Below are 17,483 nucleotides of genomic sequence, written 5' to 3'. Positions count from 1 at the left end.
TTTTACTAAAACTTTTCTGATAAGAGCGCAAATTTTCAGATGAAAAGTATCAAAAAATGACACCAATCGATTTATAAAAGCGTGAGATCACAATTGGAAAGTGAACCTATGGAAATTTTGAATTTAAATGACCAGTAAAAACCTTGTTATATTCTGAAAATAACAAGGTTAATTTATAAAATAATTATTGAAGTAAGATCATGTTATTAAGTCAAAATTATATCTGGCTCACATATTTCTTTTTCTCGCCACCATTGTTTATTTATATGTTCTTGATGAACGTAAAAACTCTCCCCCGGCATTGGCGTCAGCAGCGTTATATGTTCTTTTTGACAATGGGTAAGCAAATCTAAAATCGGTTCGTCCCAGCGGTGAGTAAACAGTTCGTATGTAGCCCAATGTACTGGCAACAGTTTTTTCGCATTTAAATCGCGAAACGCTTGCACGGTATGATGAGCCTGCATGTGCCCCCAGTTTTCGACCGGATAACCTTGGCCTTTCACATCGGCAGCCACTTCCAAACAGGCAATGTCGATTGACCCACATCGCTGTGCGATCTCAGAAAAGTGCGAATCGTAAGCTGAATCACCACTAAAATAGAGCGTCTCTTCTTTGCCTTTGATGACCCAAGAAGCCCACAAGGTCGAGTTTTTATCGAAATAAGTACGACCCGAATTATGGTTAGCGGGCGTACAAATCAGTTCGATTCCAGCATAGTGCACGCTATCCCACCAATCGAATTCCACGATGTTGTCTGCGCAAACGCCCCATTTTATCAGATGCTTGCCAACCCCTAAGGGCACATAAAACGTCACGGGTTTATCGGCGTAGAAACGTATGGTCGACGCTTCTAAATGGTCGTAATGATCGTGCGAAATCACGATAATTTCAGGAATCGGCAAACAATCTCTGGCGTGAGTATTGGGAATATTGCGTTCAAACCACGCTTTTGCGATGAACGGAGAAGCGTAATCAAATACCGGATCGGTCAGAATTCGAATGCCATCGACCTCCACCAGCATAGTGGAATGGCCCAGCCAAGTAAGGCGCATCGATTCACTTCGCTGCGCAAACTGCGTGGGTTGAATTGGGGAATGTGGCAGATGTTCGTTAGGACTCAACGGTGTTCTACCACCAAGATAACTCCAACAAACCTGCCAGAACGATTGCGGACTAGGGACATTTGGCATCTCGTTTTTAACGCGGCCGTTTTCAAATTGAGGCGAGTGGTGAACACGGTGCGCCAACTGCGCATGGTAGGTTTGAGGCGGAATCAGTGAACTTGGCTTTTGTGTCTTTTGTTCACTCGTTAGGTATGTGCGCTTAAGTATCGTCTCAGACATATCGTAGTTTTGTCTCGCTTGCGAACGCTCAACAGTAGGTTTATTAAAACGTGCGTGTATGTCTATTTCGTGACCAAAATGAGGTGTAAGATGAAGATTCAGTTTCAATCAAACGTCTTCTATTTAAGGATACGGTTCTCAAACCTTCTGAATACTGCGTCGGTTTGAAAGGAGAAAACTATGGTGACTTGCAGCCAATACGATTTTATTGAAATCGCCTGTATGTTTAAGCTCCCTATCGAGATCACACTAAAAAATGGTGAAACTCATCAGGGCAACGCGTTCGACACAGGCTACGACATGCAGCGACAAGAGTGCTTGTTTTTAGATATGGATGGTGAGCACACCGCTTTCCCGACTGAACAATTAGTCGCAATACGCGCGCTCAAAGCCAATCCGCATTTTGACGAAGTGACGTTTGAGTAAACGTTCTTCTTTCACTGACGCTGTCCAATAAAAAACGCCTCTCAAGCTGACACAACTTGAGAGGCGTTCTCTTACACGGTTCACCTGAACTTGTTGTTATTCACGCGACCGGATGAAAACTAGCATCGGCATCATGATCACGAACATCACTCCCACAAGCTGGAAGGTGTGCACAAACGCGACCATTTGCGATTGCTGCTGCAACATCTGTTGGTATTGGTCTAACGCAACCGGGTCAGTAATGGAAAGCCCCTGATTGGCCGCCCAGTCATGCAAGTTGGGGTTATAAGGATTAATACCCTCTCCCAGCGCATGCCATTGCTGCTGACTATCTCGATATTGGAACGTGGTGGCGATAGAAATACCAAACGAACTACCAATGGTACGGAACAGATTGTAAATGCTCGCCGCCGCGACAGATTGCTCTTTCGGAATCGTTAAATACGCCAAGGTGGACAGCGTCGAGAAGGTTAAACCAAGCCCCATGCCCTGAATCATACTCGGCATCACAATCCAAAATGTATCGATCTGCAGTGAGTATTGCGTCATCAAATAACTACCAATCCCGATGCAGCTCAAGCCAAAGACTATTTTGATTCTGGGATCGAATTGCGGATTGAGTTTAATCACCAAAATCAACATCGCCGCTGACGCCAATCCACGCGGTGCCATTAACAAGCCAGTGGTTGAGACCGGATAATTCAGCAAGCTTTCCAACAACATCGGTTGTTGAGTCGTCAGACCAAACATCGCCATCGACACCACAGCAATCATCAGCGACGAGACCATAAGATTTCGGTCTTTAAGCAGCCATAATGGCGCTATTGGGCTTTTGGTTTTCCAGCTGCGATAAATCCACATCACCGACCCCATGACCGCGAATAATATCGCGGTCTGGATCATACGTGAGTTGAGCCAGTCTTCTTCGTTCCCTTTATCCAACACAAACTGCAACGCGCCCACACCTAACGCCATGTAACCGATGATCCACCAGTCAAAGTTAGGTTTGGATTTGTTGTCGATGTGGATATAGCGATAAATCAAAGAGGTACAGATCAAACCGAATGGCAAGTTAATGTAAAAAATCCAGCGCCAGTTGATGTTGTCGGTGATCACGCCACCCACAACTGGGCCCAAAATAGGACCAAGCAAAATACCGATGGAGAAAATCGCCATCGCTTTGCCTTTTTGCTCATACGGATAAATCTGTACTAACGTCGACTGCGCCAATGGAATCACCGACGCGCCGAAAGCGCCTTGGATAATGCGAAATAGCACCATCTCTTCAAGCGACTGTGCTTGCCCACAAAGCGCACTGGCAATCACAAAACCGACCACGGCAACCAGCATGACTTTGCGTTCACCAAAGCGCGACACCCAGAAACTGGTCATCGGAATGAAGATCGCTTCCGCCATGCTGTAACCCGTCAGCACCCAAGTAATTTGGTCTGCCGTTGCGCCCAACGCGCCCATCATGTGCGATAGCGACACGTTCGCAACGGTCATATCGATTAACACCATGATGGCAGAAAGCATCACGGCGACGGTGGCAATCCCCCGTTTGTCTGCCGTAATTTGATGGCTCATTGCACGCTACTTTGCAAATCAATGGTGACTTCTGAGCTCGCACCCACGCGAAGTTGCGGCGCATCGGCCGGTACTTCTAATGCCAAACGTACAGGGAAACGCTGTTTGATTTTAACCCAGTTACCCGTTGCGTTTTCTGGTGGCATCAAGGAGAACGATGTACCACTCGCAGGCGACAGCTGCTCTACCGTTGCTTTCCAAACCACGTCTGGGTACATATCAATCACCACATCCGCATGCATGCCAGGTTTAATATGAGTAAGATCGGTTTCTTTAAAGTTCGCGCGTACCCAATAGCTGTCTTTTAAAATCACAGGGAACAACGTTTGACCCACGCTAACGACCGAGCCTACGTGCGTATTGATTTCACCGGCAATGCCATCCACTGGTGACGTAATGTCGGTGTAGCTCAAGTTCAGCTCCGCTTGCGCTAACTGTGCTGCCGCTTGTTGAACGACCGCAGCCTCTACGCCTTCTTCACCACGGTTCGCAATGGCTTTTTCTACCGTCGCACGTGCTTGCTCTAGGCTCGCTTGGGCATTGGCGAGTTTGTTTTTCGCCGTATCTAAATCTTGGTCCGACGCCAGTTTGCGTTTCACTAGGGAATCCGTACGTTTGTACTCTACTTGCGCTTCTATCAGGTTAGAGCGCGCCGCATCTAAGCCCGCAACAGCTTCAGTTACCTGCTTATCGGCAACGTCATGTTGTTGGACCGCCAATTGGTATGCCGCTTTTGCTTGCTTCACTGCCAACAAATATGGGCGTGAATCTATCTTCAGCAGTAGGTCACCTTTGTTAACAGATTGGAAATCTTTGACATCCACAGAAACCACTTGGCCTTTTACCTGAGGCGCTACCGACAAAATTTTTGCCCTAACGTAGGCATCTTCCGTGCTTGGATGACTGTCTGAATACTGCCAAGACCAATACATCGCACCAAATGCGATAACACAGAGAGTAAAGGAAAGAGTTTTTACCAGCTTAGATCTGAAGGAAGAATGCTTCGCGATGTCGTCGCTCATTTATATTGTCCACTTGTTCAATTATGTGATCAGTGTAGGACTTTTCGATCTTCGGACAATAAAATGATCTGCAAGGTAAAGATCCAATTTTACGTGTTGCTAAGTTGAGTAAATGATGTGCAATCAAAACGAGGATAAAAAAAGAGGGGCAGTCCCCGTAACCGCCCCCAAAGTCATGCCAATAATAGTAATGTGCGTGTAACTACTGGTTTTTCTTAGAACTTGTAACCGCCGCTGATCATAAATACCCAAGGGTTAATTTTGACGTCGGTTTTTTGCTTCGCTCCACCTGCTTTGTAAGTTGCTTCTGTTTCAATGTTTGCGTACCACGCAGCAGCGTTGAGGAACCATTGATCGTTGATCATGTAGTCCACACCAATATTCGCTGCTAGACCGAATGAGTCATCCAACTTAAGATCTGAAAGACCAGCGCCTTTACCCGTGCTATTGAAACCCTCATCAAAGAACATGGTGTAGTTGAGACCTGCACCAACATATGGACGGAATTTACTTTGTGGCTCGCCAAAGTAGTACTGAACCATAAGCGTTGGTGGAAGATGTTTGGTGTCCGCGATATCACCAAGACCTAACAAATCTGTTGAGATATCGTGGCTGAATGGTGTTGCTGCTAGAAGCTCTAGGCTGATGTTATCTGTGAACATGTAGCCAAACGTCAAACCAAGCTGCGTATTTGAATCCACTTTCAATTCTTCTTGAGAACCAAGAATCTTATCGCTGCTGTCATTTGGAACGACAGACGCCGCACCAACACGAAGAACGAAGTCACCTTGTTTATGAGCGAAAACACTTGGTGACACGAGTGCAGCAACCACTGCTAGACTGCAGATTGTTTTTTTCATTTTTTATTTCCTTTTATAGGGCTTCGTTATGTCGTACCCAAAGGTGTGCCTGCTGACTGGCCTTAGATTTCAAGTAAACTCAGCGCCTTGAAGCACACGGGCATCTATATTTTTTTGAGCTGCGCGCAATCTAGCACATAGAAACCCTACTATTTTGATGGAAATCAATTTGTGAAAAATATAGGTTTTTTGTATAGAGAAACGCCATACCGATCAACAAATTATGCAAATAGGATACAATTCTGTAATGCAAACTGTGCGTGTGAGAAGCCATGCTTACTCAAAAACACGAATCCTCTCGCTAAGGCTCGTAGTCAGCAAAAACTTTTTTCTTCCTCTACGTCTTCTATTTTCAAAAAACAACCCACTTAAAACGCTCGTTTGACCCCTTAAAATCACGATTTGAGGGGTTTGTAAAACACTGAAATACAAGGAGTTATTTTTCTGGAAAATCAGTCACTTGGAGTGCTAGTCTGCTCGCAGCTAAGGAGAAGACATGTTAAAAACCGATCTCATTTTTGAACGAGAAAACTTTTCTCATCACGATTTTCAGAATGCCACCTTTAAAAACTGTCACTTTTATATGTGCAGTTTCGAGCATGCCGATCTGCGCGATGCTAAGTTCATCGACTGTCGCTTTATCGAATCCAAAGCGCTAGAAGGGTGTAGTTTTCGCTTCGCAAACTTAAAAGACGCCAGCTTTACGAACTGTATGTTGGCGATGAGCCTGTTTAACGGCGCAAATTGTATGGGCTTGGAGCTGCGTAAGTGCGATCTCAAAGGGGCAAACTTCCAAGGTGCGAACTTTGCTAATCGCGTCAGTAACACCATGTTTTTCTGTTCTGCTTTTATTACTGGCTGCAACCTCACCTACTGTAACTTCGAGCGAGTGTTACTAGAAAAATGTGACCTCTTTGAAAACCGTTGGAACGGTGCGAACCTCGCAGGGGCAACTCTCAAAGGCTCGGATTTATCTCGCTGCGAATTCTCGCCAGAACAATGGGGAACCTTTAACGTTGAGCAGTGTGATCTGACTCATGTCGAACTGGACGGGCTGGATATTCGCCGCGTTTCTCTGTTTGGTGTTAAAATTTGTGATTGGCAACAAGAGCAATTGCTTGCGCCTTTTGGACTGATCATTCTCTAAGGAAAGGCCATGAACCTGTTTAAAGACTTACCGAATAACCTCGACGAGGAAGTGTTCGAAGACCTGCTGACCCACAAAAACCTGCGTATAGAACGCATTGTCTCAACGGGGCAAGCCTCGCCCGAAAGTGGCTGGTACGATCAAGAAGAACATGAATGGGTATTGGTTCTTAAAGGAACAGGAGAGCTGACTTTTGAATCAGATGTAGTGCAACGACTTGAGGCAGGCGATCACGTTACGATTCCAGCGCATACCAAACACAAAGTGAGCTGGACTGACCCAACGCAAGAAACCATCTGGCTGGCGGTGTTTTATCAATAAACACAAAACGATCTTAAACCCAAAAATAGGCGCTGAATTTGCTCGATACTACTAAGCCGTCACTGGCACTGTTTGATTTTGATGGCACCATTACCCGAGAGGATATGTTTAGCCTTTTCCTCCACTATTCTGCTTATGGCCTGCGCAAGCGAGTAGGAAAGGTCGCTATTATGCCATTTTATGCGCTGTACAAACTCGGAGTGTTACCCGCTCGTCTTATGCGTCCGCTCAGCAGTTTTATTGCATTTTCAGGGAAAGAAAAGCAGCAAATTGAAGCGATTGGCGCTCAGTTTGCCCATGAAGTGATCCCGCTGTACTTACGGCCAGAAGCGATCGAAAGGTTGGCGTGGCATCAACACAGAGGCGATACCATTGTGGTGGTGTCGGCATCACTCAATGCGTATCTCAAGCCTTGGTGTGAAGCGAACGGTTACCGCTTGCTGTGCAGTGAACTGATCTCAGAACAGCCAAAACTGAGTGGCTTTTACCAGCAAGGTGATTGCAGTTTAGAAAGAAAAGTCTCGCGCGTTAAGGCGGCGTTTTCGCTCGACGAGTTTGAGTCTATTTATGCCTACGGTGATACACACGAAGACATTCCGATGCTCAAACTGGCAGACTACGCGATGCTCAACTGGATCGAGTGGAGAGCAAGCGAATAACGATATGTGCTCTGATTTTCAAGACAACCACTCCACCAAAGTGGTCGTTTTAGACTGAAAAAACAAACCCTTCTCACATGAGAAGGGTTTTATTGTTCAGGGCCCGAATAAATGGCTTAACGCCATACACCCCATTGACCCGTTGTGCCTGGTTCCTCACCAGACGTCCACCACTGAGCGGTCCATTCTTTACCGTTGTGCGTCACCACATCACCTTGGTCGTAAACAGCCGTCTTGTCCCACAAGTTGGTTGGTTCAACTGGTGGCGGTACATCCGCTTTGATCAGTGACAACGCATAACTGAAGTCTGCGCTTGGCGCTAATACTTGGTTCGCATTCACGTTCTTACTATCGAACATGTAGTGGTTCATCTCTTGATGCCAAATGCCCACATACCAATCGCCCGTTTGCTGCGCGTTAAATTGATCCGCAATTTCTGCCGCCCAAGTCGTCGTATTGTTTGCGCTGATTGGCAGTGAAATATCAACAATTTCATTGCCTGTCGCATTAAACGTACGGAAACGGATGGTGTCACCCGCTTCTACTGGTCCAAAACCTTGCTGAACAAAGTAGCCCAGAGATGTCAGATTATTACTCGGTTCGGTTGGATCAACGGGGTCAGTCGGCGGCGTCGTACCTGTTCCGTTTAACGTAATGTCACTACAGTTGTAGAAACCTTCACCAGCCACATCAATGCGCTGCCAACGAGTATAAAGCACTGCATCGCCCGAGCGCTCAGCTGGGAAAGTCACCTGAATACGGTAGCGTTTTTCCGCATCAACATACACATCACCTGCGGTGTCGATCAGCTCTAAATCACTCCAAGTAAGCGGTTTTGAATCATCATAGGTCGGCTTGGTGAGATAGAATTCCCAGTATGATGGGTTGTGCGGCGCCTTGCCGTAAAACACCAATTCAATCTGGTTATTTGCATCTGGCGTAACATTGGTGCGCTGCCAGTTTGGAGAAGGAATGTTCAAGCCTTTCTTAGCCGCATCTCCAGCAGAACACAGTTCGCCGTCACGGACTACGGCTTTAACATGCTCCATATCTCGGTAATTTGGTACGTTTGCTGCAATTTCACTGCGTTGCACAAACGGGTAAGCACCAGATTCTTCAAAAGCCGCTTTACACGCTTGGTTGGGGATCTCATTGGTCCAAAAACCACCGTCTAAATAACACGTATTCTGACGAGCACTTGGAAATTCTACCCAGCCGTGGGCGTTGACGTTAAATGAGCTCAATGCGGCAACAGCGCTTAAGCTCAAAAGAGGAAGTGTTACATGTGATTTCATCGTTCATCCTTAAATTTGCTGACTCGCCGCTCATGAACACAAGCGGTTTAAGCAAAACTAGCAGGATGAGATTATTTCGAAGGTTAGAATAAAGGTGGAAATTGTAAGAGTGCCATCTGCTTTCCAGCATTTGTTGTGTACTTATCTCATACTCGACTGACTCTTTCGAGTCACTTCAAATTCATGTGCCACAAAACCATGACACTCTTGACCGACTAACGTTCGTCTTTCGGTGTGTCCATTACCACCATGGTTGTGATCGACTTAACGTGTTCGCACTCACCCAACACATCAGCGTGAAACGCTTTATAAGCGGCGAGATCTTGCGTTTCCACACGCAGCAAATACTCGTTCGCGCCAGTGATGTTGTGACATTCCACCACCTCGTTGACAAAACGCACATGCTCTTCGAAACCAAGCTGCGCCTGCTTAGAGTGCGAGGCTAAACCAATAGACACGTAAGCGACAAAACCCACACCAAGTTGCTGATTATCCAGCACCGCTCGGTAGCCTTTGATCACGCCTTTACGCTCTAAATCTTGCACTCGGCGTAAGGTTGCAGACGGAGATAAACCAACGCGTTCCGACAGCTCCACATTGGAGATTCTTCCGTCTCGCTTGAGCACTTGCAATATTCTTTCGTCAAATCTATCCATGATGATGTTTCATTGCTTATTTAGTTTCTAATCATCAAATAAAAGCACAATATTGACCTCAGTTCTACTTATAGTTGTTCTCAACTTATCGAGAACTGATTCAAGGAACAATCTATGGAATATCATCAACTGGGCGCTTTGGCGTTGTTCGCTTTTGTCTCCACTTTTACGCCGGGTCCCAATAACATTATGTTGATGACCTCAGGGGCAAATGTTGGATTTAAACGCACCATTCCACACATGTTGGGCATTACCTTCGGTTTTGGTGCCATGCTGATTTTAGTAGGCATTGGTTTGATGAGTCTCTTCAACGCTTACCCGATTACTCACTCCATTTTGAAAGTATTGAGCTTGAGTTATTTGCTGTACTTGACGTACAAAATCGCCACGAGCGGCAAAACCGAAGCAAAACACGATTTTCGCCCGATGTCTTTTTTAGGGGCGGTGGCATTCCAGTGGGTGAACCCAAAAGGTTGGTCGATGGCGTTGACGGCCATTACGGTATACACCAGTGGCGGTTCTTGGCTTGAACTGACTTTTATCGCCGGTATCTTCTGTTTAGCCAACTTGCCATCGGTAACATTTTGGACCGCAGCAGGCATGCAACTTCAACGCTGGTTGACCACATCTAGGCGTGTAAAAGGGTTTAACTATGGGATGGCAGCGCTTTTACTGCTGTCGACTATCCCAATGATATAGAAGACAAAATAGCCGTAAAACCGTGATCTAATACAAAGTTCAGGTAGATACTGAATCAATAATCACAATCTAACGCCACTTTTGGACAATGCCAGGGTCATAGTAGCGAAGCAATGCGCTATTTATTAAAAGCACACTAATTATAAGCCACAGCTATTTTTAATGTTCGTTGCTTGCTCGCAGTAACTGCGATGAATCTATCACCCTGGCCAAAAGCTCATTAGCTTAAGGTCCTTTACACAAGGAGCGTTACACAATGCACACTCGCAAGCTTATTCTTGCTGCCACTTTTGGATTATTATTGGCGGGTTGCAGTCAAACATCCACCACAACCAATGCTGAAATGATTCCACCCGAGTATCCAGTGGATTATTTCTTTAAAAACAGCGAAGTTTCTAGCTATCAAATCTCTCCTGCTGGTGACTACATTTCAATGATGAAGCCATGGCAAGACCGTAAGAACGTCTTTGTTTATCCCACAGATAACCCCGATCAGATAAAACGCGTCACATCCGTAACAGGGCGTGACATCGCATACTACTACTGGGTTGGCGAAGACACCGTAATTTACTCTCGTGATACGGGAGGAGATGAGAACTTTTATCTCGTGACGGTTAATGTCAAAACAGGCGAAGAGAAAACCATCACACCGACATCCGGTGTTGTGGCATACGTCATCGACACACTAGACAATCAACCCGATGACATTTTGATTTCGAGTAACGAACGTAACCCGCAAGTCTTTGATGTATATCGACATAATCTAAAAACAGGCGAAAATACTCTCGTCGCGCAAAACCCGGGCAATGTGCGCTCATGGGGTACCGATCACGATGGCAACATTCGTGTCATCACCACATCAGATGGTGTTAATACCTCCGTTTTATATCGCGACACGGTTGAAGATGAATTTAAGCCGCTAAAGAATCTCACTTTCAAAGAGAGCTTTAGCCCCATTTCATTCACGCCGGACAACAAAAACTTATATGTGGCATCACGAATTACGCGTGATAAATCAGCCATCGTTGAATACGATGTAAAAGCCAATAAAGAAATACGAGAAATCTTCTCTCACCCGGAAGTTGACGTGAATAGCGCTCACTACTCTGAAGCGCTTAATAAGCTGGTTTCAGTCTCTTACGTGACAGATAAAAACCACTATCACTTCTTAGATGATTCCTACCAACAAACCTTCGAACGCCTCTCAGAGAAACTGCCAAATGTAGAAATTTCTGTAACCAGTGCGACGCGAGATGAAAGTAAAATGATTGTCGTCACCTACAGCGATGTCGATCGACCAAATTACTACTTCTACGATCGTAAAGCAGATAAATTGGAGAAATTGGCAGAAAACGCTCCATGGCATAAGCCAGAACATATGGCGAAGATGACGCCTATCCAATACACCGCTCGCGATGGAGAAACCATTCATGGCTACCTAACGCTGCCGAAGGGTCGAGAAGCCAAAGATCTGCCTTTGCTTGTGATCCCACACGGCGGTCCATGGGCTCGTGATCACTGGGGATTTCAGCCTGAGGTGCAATTATTCGCTAACCGCGGTATCGCGGTGCTGCAAATGAACTTCAGGGGCTCAACTGGTTATGGTCGCGAGTTTTGGGAGAAGTCGTTTAAGCAATGGGGACAATCCATGCAGGATGACATTACCGACGGTGTCAAATGGGCTACCGAACAAGGTTACGCACAAGATGGCAACGTATGTATTTATGGTGCCTCTTATGGCGGCTACGCAACTCTGGCGGGGGTGACATTCACTCCTGATTTGTATAAGTGCGGAATCGACTACGTTGGCGTATCTAACTTATTTACCTTTATGGACTCCATTCCACCTTATTGGGCACCATTCCTTGCAATGTTACACGAGCAAGTAGGCAATCCGAATGATCCTGAAGATGCGAAAATGATGAAAGCCTACTCACCAGTGTTCCATGTCGACCAAATTAAGGCACCCTTATTGGTTCTACAGGGAGCACAAGATCCACGCGTGGTGAAGAGCGAGTCAGACCAAATCGTTAATGCACTGCGTGAACGAGGCGTCGAGGTCGAATACATCGTGAAGGAAAATGAGGGGCACGGATTCCGCTCTTTGGAGAACCGTCTTGATGGTTATCAAGCGATGGATAGATTCCTAAAAACACATTTACTTGAGCAAACTCAGTAAGCCTTTACATCGTTAAGTTCGAAAGGGCATGTTGGCGTGCCCTTTCTTATTTTTTCTACGTATTTTGCTCGACCCAGTCCCCAGTACTACTGCAATACTCCAATAATCCAGCTCAATTCACAGTGTAAATTTATATAAAGACACTACCCTCTTATGAGAGATCTTGATAATCTTAAATGAGAAAGAGAATAATTATCGAGTAGAGTCAAAGATGAAGAAGAAGCCTCAACCTAAAACGATTGTTGTCACAGATACAGAGACAATTACCCCAAATATGCAGCGTATTACTTTGCAAGGTGAAGCGCTAAGCCAGTTTCCACGCGACTGCGAAGGTAGCTACATCAAGCTATTGTTCAATGAGATGGGCGGTACCGATTTGAACACGCTAAGCGACGATGACCGACCATTAATGCGAACCTATACTATTCGTCGTTTCCATCCGGAAACACACACCATCGAAGTCGATTTTGTCCGCCACACCACACAAGATTTACAGTGTGGCTTTGCCGCGCGTTGGGCGATGGCCGCACAAAAAGGCGATACGATTAATATCGTAGGTCCAGGCAGTATCTCTAATTTGAATACCGAGGCTGACTGGTTCTTTATGGCCGCCGATATGACAGCACTTCCTGCTCTTTCAGCGAAAATTCGTACGCTACCAGAAGAGGCAAAAGGCTACGCCGTGATCAGTGTGATGTCTGCGGCCGACATCCAGCCTCTGCACGCACCAGCTGGTATAGAGCTAATTTGGCTTACAGAAGGTCAAACCCTAGCAGAAGCGGTACGCGAACAAAAATGGCTAGATGGGGACGCCGCAGTATGGTGTGCCTGTGAGTTCGACTCAATGCGTGCGCTGCGCCAATATTTCCGCAATGAGAAAGAAGTTGATCGTGAAAATATCTACATCAGCAGCTATTGGAAACAAGGCGTGTCGGAAGACGGGCACAAAGTGATTAAACGTGAAGACGCGGAATCCAATCAATAGTGGTTCATGTCTTTTCGATTCCAGCTCTCATCCCAATAAAAACGCCCGGCATTACCGGGCGTTTTAGCAACATACCTTGTAATGAGACACTTTAAACCGCTAATCAACAAGCTCTTGCGCCAAAAAGTCGATCAATAACCGCACTTTTGGCGACAAATTGCGACTTTGCGGATACAGCGCCCAAATGCCTTCACGATTATCTCGGTAATCGGTCAGCACCTCGACCAACTCACCACTGTCTAACGCTTCTTGAACGTAGTAATCCGGCAGCTGCACTAAACCCAGACCGCGTTTCGCTGCGTCCACCAAAGCAAAGCCGCTGTTGCATTTAATCCGTCCCGACACGCGCAAAGATTTATCGCGTTTATTTTCCTTAAAGTGCCAATAGTCGACAGAGCCAACCAAGCACTGATGCCGTCCCAATTCCGACAACGTATGTGGCTCACCAAAACGCTCCAAGTACATAGGACTGGCACACACGTAGGTTTGACGTGAGGAAAGACGCTTGGCGATCATGCTGGAATCTTGCAAGCGGCCAAGACGAATCGCCACGTCCACACCTTGCTCAATCAAATCCAGCTTTTGGTTGGTCAGCACTAAATCGAGATCCACACGCGGGTACTTTTCCAAAAACTGATGCAAAAGCGGCGCGAGGTTCATTTCCCCATACGTCACAGGAGCCGTCACGCGCAGTAAACCGCGCGGTTCGGTCTGCATTTGCGTTACGGCAAGCTCGGCCAGTTCTAACCCTTCCACCAAATGTTTACACTGCTGGTAATAGAGTTGTCCGGCTTCAGACAGGGAGACTTTTCGCGTCGTGCGATGCAGCAATTTCACCGCAAGTCGTTCTTCAAGTGCTGATACCCGACGACTGATTTGTGCCACCGATGTTTTCAGCTTAGCTGCTGCTCCGGTAAAACTGTTGGTTTCCGCCACAGCAACAAATTCGCTGACCCCTTCCCAATTCGCCATGCTGTATTCCTGTCGACCTCTTTTAGACAAATAGTGATGAAAATGTTCTCGTCGCGCTACGCTTTGAAAACGGGAGAATTTTACGCATCAGGCAACGGACGAAGATCGCCGTACTGCGCATCAAGCTCAATGCCGAAGTATTCTTTCAATGCATCCAAATAGGCTTGGCCTGGCTCTAACTCCAATTCTGTCTGCTCACCTTGGCTGGTGTATTTGAGTGTGTAGTTAAGCAATGTCACCAACCCACTTTCTGTTGCTTTCGCCGCGACTCTTGCGCTGGTAAAACGCGAGTGAGGAGAAGTGGAGGTAAAAAAGTTGCCACACGCGATATCACCCGCAAACACAAACTCTAAATCGAAGCTATAAAGGTTGTTCCATGTGTCCGTTCCATCCGTTGACAACACTTGAAGGAAGTAACCAAACTGAGCATCTTCGACAAAGCGGAAGGTTTGTAAGTCCGTCTGAATCACTTGGTTGAGGATAAACGGCAATGGCGCGCGCGGCGTATTGGAGCCAAAGCCCACATCGACAATCCATGCTTGTTCATCCAGCGTTACCAACGTGATTTGATGACTACGGCCCGTTGGTGTGCCCGACACATGCACACGTCCTAGTAAACTGCGTGCTTCAAATCCGAGAGTATTGAGTACCTCAAGCATTAAGCCATTCAATTCAAAGCAGTAACCACCGCGAGAGTGATACACCGTTTTTTGAATGATGTCTTCAATCTCAACAGAGATGCCGCGCTGCAACGCAATATCAAAGTTCTCAAACGGCAGGCTGCGGTGCTGCGCCACGTGTACTTTATGTAATGTTTCTAAATCGGCAGGTAGCTCTCTTGGCAAACCGAGCTTGGTTAAATAGGCATTCAGATCCGTCTTGTTCATAATCACTCTTACTTCGCTGATGGGTTGATTGCGTTCTACTCTAGCCCCTCTACCTAACTTCAGGTCAACTGCCTTTTCCGCTTTCCCTTCCGCGTTGAGGAGGCATCACACTCTTATAATCTGCTTACCTTACCATTATTACGTATATGTAAAAATCATTTTCAAAATGGACGGATTATCATTTTTATTGAAACACCTAGAATAGATACCAACAAAACGACGCAGCGCAGTAAGCAAACCTTAACTACGCTTATTACGTCACTCCATATACTGAGAATATAAAGGAAAATCCAATGACTGTTGAAATCAAACCTGGTCAAACTCACATCAAATCCAAGGCAATGGTTGCATGGGCCGCTGGCGAACCACTGAAAATGGAAGAAGTGGATGTACAGCTTCCTAAAGCGGGTGAAGTGCTAGTGCGCATCGTCGCAACAGGTGTTTGTCATACTGATGCGTTCACTCTGTCAGGCGACGATCCAGAAGGCATCTTCCCTTCGATTCTTGGTCACGAAGGTGGCGGTATTGTTGAAATGGTTGGCGAAGGCGTTACCAGCGTTGAGGTTGGCGACCACGTGATTCCTCTTTACACCGCAGAATGTGGCGAGTGTAAGTTCTGTAAATCGGGCAAAACCAACCTTTGTCAGGCAGTGCGTGAAACACAAGGTAAAGGTCTGATGCCCGATGGTACAAGCCGTTTTTCTATCAACGGTGAAACCATCTTCCACTACATGGGTTGTTCTACTTTCTCTGAGTACACGGTACTCCCTGAAATCTCGCTAGCGAAAGTAAACAAAGATGCACCACTTGAAGAAGTGTGTCTGTTAGGTTGTGGCGTAACAACCGGTATGGGCGCAGTTATGAATACGGCAAAAGTTGAAAAAGGCGACACGGTTGCGATCTTTGGCCTGGGCGGCATCGGTCTTTCAGCGATCATCGGTGCGCGCATGGCAGGTGCAAGCCGCATCATCGGTATCGATATCAACGAAAGCAAATTCGATCTTGCAAAACAGCTAGGCGCAACCGATGTGATTAACCCACAGAAATTCGACAAGCCTATCCAAGAAGTGATTGTTGAAATGACTGACGGTGGTGTTGACTACTCATTCGAATGTATCGGTAACGTAAACGTGATGCGTCAGGCACTTGAGTGTTGTCACAAAGGTTGGGGTGAGTCGGTGATCATCGGTGTTGCGGGTGCAGGTCAGGAGATCTCAACTCGTCCATTCCAGCTAGTAACTGGTCGTGTATGGCGTGGCTCGGCTTTCGGTGGTGTTAAAGGCCGCTCTGAGCTTCCAGAAATCGTAAACCGTTACATGGCTGGTGAGTTTGGCTTGCAAGAGTTCATTACTCATACAATGGGATTGGCTGACGTAAACAAAGCGTTTGATCTGATGCACGAAGGTAAGAGCATCCGTACTGTTATTCATATGGATCAATAATGCTACCTCAGGCTCTCCTTTTGGGGAGCCTGAATTCATTCTGTTGTTAGAGAGTTTATTCATGACCATTGAAAATGTAAGCCAGGCCAAAGTGTTTGGCGGTTGGCACAAACAATATACACACGAATCCAAAGCCCTAAACTGCACGATGCGCTTTGCGATTTTCTTACCACCGAATGCCACTAAATCGAACCCCGTACCCGCTTTGTACTGGTTGTCGGGCTTAACCTGCACCGATGAAAACTTTATGCAGAAAGCGGGCGCATTTCGTATGGCGGCCGAGCTTGGCATTGCGATCATTGCACCAGACACGAGCCCAAGAGGCGAAGGTATCGCTGACGATGAAAACTATGACCTGGGTAAAGGAGCTGGCTTTTACCTTAATGCGACTCAAGCACCTTGGTCACTGCATTACTTCATGTACGATTACGTGACTAAAGAGTTACCAGAGATCATTGAAAGCAATTTCCCTGTCTCAGAAGTAAAATCCATTTCTGGGCACAGCATGGGAGGTCACGGAGCATTAACCATTGGTCTGAAAAACGCAGAACAATATCGCTCAATATCGGCGTTTAGCCCTATCTGTAACCCAGTCCAATGCCCTTGGGGACAAAAAGCCTTTACTGCTTACTTGGGCAAAGATATTGAAAGCTGGAAGCAATACGATGCAAGTGAGCTTCTCAAGCAAAAACCATCACCACTTCCTATTTTGGTTGATCAAGGTGATGCTGATGGCTTCCTTAACGAGCAACTTAGGCCAGAAGCGCTGGTTGCTGCAGCAAAAGTGCATGATTCAAACCTGAACTTAAGAATGCAATCTGGTTACGACCATAGCTATTATTTCATCTCAAGCTTTATTGACGATCATCTCAACTTCCATGCGAAGTATTTGTTTGCCTAATTCATAGAAGTAACTTGATGAATTAAAAAATAAAGTCACCTACCTAGGTGGCTTTATTTTTGGTGCGTATTAACATACCAATCTTAAATAACATTGGAATAA

17 protein-coding genes are annotated in these 17,483 nt (G+C 46.2%); 9 read left to right on the top strand and 8 right to left on the bottom strand.

Going from position 1 to position 17,483, the window contains the following annotated elements:
* Positions 1–206: 206 nt before the first annotated feature.
* Positions 207–1,343 (bottom strand): MBL fold metallo-hydrolase, encoded by a 1,137-nt coding sequence (locus FKN16_RS12785; RefSeq protein WP_170902874.1) that lies wholly within the window; start codon positions 1,341–1,343, stop codon positions 207–209.
* Positions 1,344–1,523: 180 nt separating this feature from the next.
* On the opposite strand from FKN16_RS12785, the gene FKN16_RS12780 reads away from it, so the two are divergent.
* On the top strand, positions 1,524–1,769 hold the full coding sequence (locus FKN16_RS12780) for a Rho-binding antiterminator (RefSeq protein WP_140301714.1): 246 nt from the start codon (positions 1,524–1,526) through the stop codon (positions 1,767–1,769).
* A 96-nt stretch (positions 1,770–1,865) separates the two neighbouring features.
* Here FKN16_RS12780 and FKN16_RS12775 read toward each other — a convergent pair whose 3' ends face one another.
* The 3 genes from FKN16_RS12775 to ompW all read right to left on the bottom strand — a co-directional run bounded on the left by FKN16_RS12775 (position 1,866) and on the right by ompW (position 5,238).
* A complete protein-coding gene (locus tag FKN16_RS12775; protein WP_170902847.1) occupies positions 1,866–3,356 on the bottom strand; it encodes an MDR family MFS transporter in 1,491 nt (496 codons plus the stop codon).
* The gene (locus tag FKN16_RS12770) at positions 3,353–4,378 is read right to left on the bottom strand and encodes an HlyD family secretion protein (RefSeq protein ID WP_170902846.1); all 1,026 of its coding nucleotides are present in this window, start codon (positions 4,376–4,378) and stop codon (positions 3,353–3,355) included. The genes FKN16_RS12775 and FKN16_RS12770 overlap by 4 nt, the downstream gene beginning before the upstream one ends.
* Before the next feature lie 215 nt (positions 4,379–4,593).
* A complete protein-coding gene (gene ompW / locus FKN16_RS12765; RefSeq protein WP_005391962.1) occupies positions 4,594–5,238 on the bottom strand; it encodes an outer membrane protein OmpW in 645 nt (214 codons plus the stop codon).
* Between the two features lie 496 nt (positions 5,239–5,734).
* Here ompW and FKN16_RS12760 point away from each other — a divergent pair, with 496 nt between their 5' ends.
* Genes FKN16_RS12760 through FKN16_RS12750 form a run of 3 tightly spaced genes read left to right on the top strand, consistent with a single transcriptional unit; the run spans position 5,735 to position 7,365 of the window.
* Complete coding sequence (locus tag FKN16_RS12760; protein ID WP_140103685.1) at positions 5,735–6,385, top strand: Qnr family pentapeptide repeat protein; 651 nt, start codon at positions 5,735–5,737, stop codon at positions 6,383–6,385.
* A 9-nt stretch (positions 6,386–6,394) separates the two neighbouring features.
* Positions 6,395–6,706: a cupin domain-containing protein gene (locus tag FKN16_RS12755; protein WP_170902845.1), complete on the top strand. Its 312-nt coding sequence runs from the start codon at positions 6,395–6,397 to the stop codon at positions 6,704–6,706.
* Between the two features lie 38 nt (positions 6,707–6,744).
* Positions 6,745–7,365 carry an HAD-IB family hydrolase gene (locus FKN16_RS12750; protein ID WP_170902844.1) on the top strand — a complete coding sequence of 207 codons (621 nt, stop codon included), beginning with the start codon at positions 6,745–6,747 and terminating at the stop codon, positions 7,363–7,365.
* Between the two features lie 116 nt (positions 7,366–7,481).
* On the opposite strand, the gene FKN16_RS12745 is transcribed toward FKN16_RS12750, so the two are convergent.
* Together FKN16_RS12745 and FKN16_RS12740 are read right to left on the bottom strand one after the other, a co-directional pair.
* Positions 7,482–8,660 (bottom strand): lytic polysaccharide monooxygenase, encoded by a 1,179-nt coding sequence (locus FKN16_RS12745; RefSeq protein ID WP_170902843.1) that lies wholly within the window; start codon positions 8,658–8,660, stop codon positions 7,482–7,484.
* Positions 8,661–8,875: 215 nt separating this feature from the next.
* Positions 8,876–9,316: an Lrp/AsnC family transcriptional regulator gene (locus FKN16_RS12740; protein WP_005482841.1), complete on the bottom strand. Its 441-nt coding sequence runs from the start codon at positions 9,314–9,316 to the stop codon at positions 8,876–8,878.
* Between the two features lie 114 nt (positions 9,317–9,430).
* On the opposite strand from FKN16_RS12740, the gene FKN16_RS12735 reads away from it, so the two are divergent.
* The 3 genes from FKN16_RS12735 to FKN16_RS12725 all read left to right on the top strand — a co-directional run bounded on the left by FKN16_RS12735 (position 9,431) and on the right by FKN16_RS12725 (position 13,179).
* Positions 9,431–10,015, top strand: coding sequence for a LysE family translocator (locus tag FKN16_RS12735; RefSeq protein WP_006740964.1), 585 nt, complete (start codon positions 9,431–9,433; stop codon positions 10,013–10,015).
* Between the two features lie 256 nt (positions 10,016–10,271).
* Complete coding sequence (locus FKN16_RS12730) at positions 10,272–12,194, top strand: S9 family peptidase (protein WP_170902842.1); 1,923 nt, start codon at positions 10,272–10,274, stop codon at positions 12,192–12,194.
* Between the two features lie 211 nt (positions 12,195–12,405).
* Positions 12,406–13,179, top strand: coding sequence for a siderophore-interacting protein (locus FKN16_RS12725; RefSeq protein ID WP_170902841.1), 774 nt, complete (start codon positions 12,406–12,408; stop codon positions 13,177–13,179).
* Positions 13,180–13,278: 99 nt separating this feature from the next.
* Here FKN16_RS12725 and FKN16_RS12720 read toward each other — a convergent pair whose 3' ends face one another.
* Positions 13,279–14,151 (bottom strand): LysR family transcriptional regulator, encoded by an 873-nt coding sequence (locus tag FKN16_RS12720; RefSeq protein WP_170902840.1) that lies wholly within the window; start codon positions 14,149–14,151, stop codon positions 13,279–13,281.
* 80 nt (positions 14,152–14,231) lie between these two features.
* On the bottom strand, positions 14,232–15,038 hold the full coding sequence (locus tag FKN16_RS12715; RefSeq protein ID WP_046875599.1) for an arylamine N-acetyltransferase: 807 nt from the start codon (positions 15,036–15,038) through the stop codon (positions 14,232–14,234).
* Positions 15,039–15,331: 293 nt separating this feature from the next.
* Between FKN16_RS12715 and FKN16_RS12710 the strand changes: the two genes are divergently transcribed.
* Together FKN16_RS12710 and fghA are read left to right on the top strand one after the other, a co-directional pair.
* Positions 15,332–16,480 carry an S-(hydroxymethyl)glutathione dehydrogenase/class III alcohol dehydrogenase gene (locus FKN16_RS12710; protein WP_054866733.1) on the top strand — a complete coding sequence of 383 codons (1,149 nt, stop codon included), beginning with the start codon at positions 15,332–15,334 and terminating at the stop codon, positions 16,478–16,480.
* A gap of 61 nt (positions 16,481–16,541) precedes the next feature.
* Positions 16,542–17,381, top strand: coding sequence for an S-formylglutathione hydrolase (gene fghA / locus FKN16_RS12705; RefSeq protein WP_047009747.1), 840 nt, complete (start codon positions 16,542–16,544; stop codon positions 17,379–17,381).
* The last annotated feature ends 102 nt before the right edge of the window (positions 17,382–17,483 follow it).

The organism is Vibrio sp. 11-4(1), from assembly GCF_013048625.1.
In the GTDB taxonomy this organism is placed as follows: domain Bacteria; phylum Pseudomonadota; class Gammaproteobacteria; order Enterobacterales; family Vibrionaceae; genus Vibrio; species Vibrio diabolicus.
Note: the sequence above shows the minus strand (reverse complement) of the source record. Positions and strands in the feature narration are given on the sequence as shown.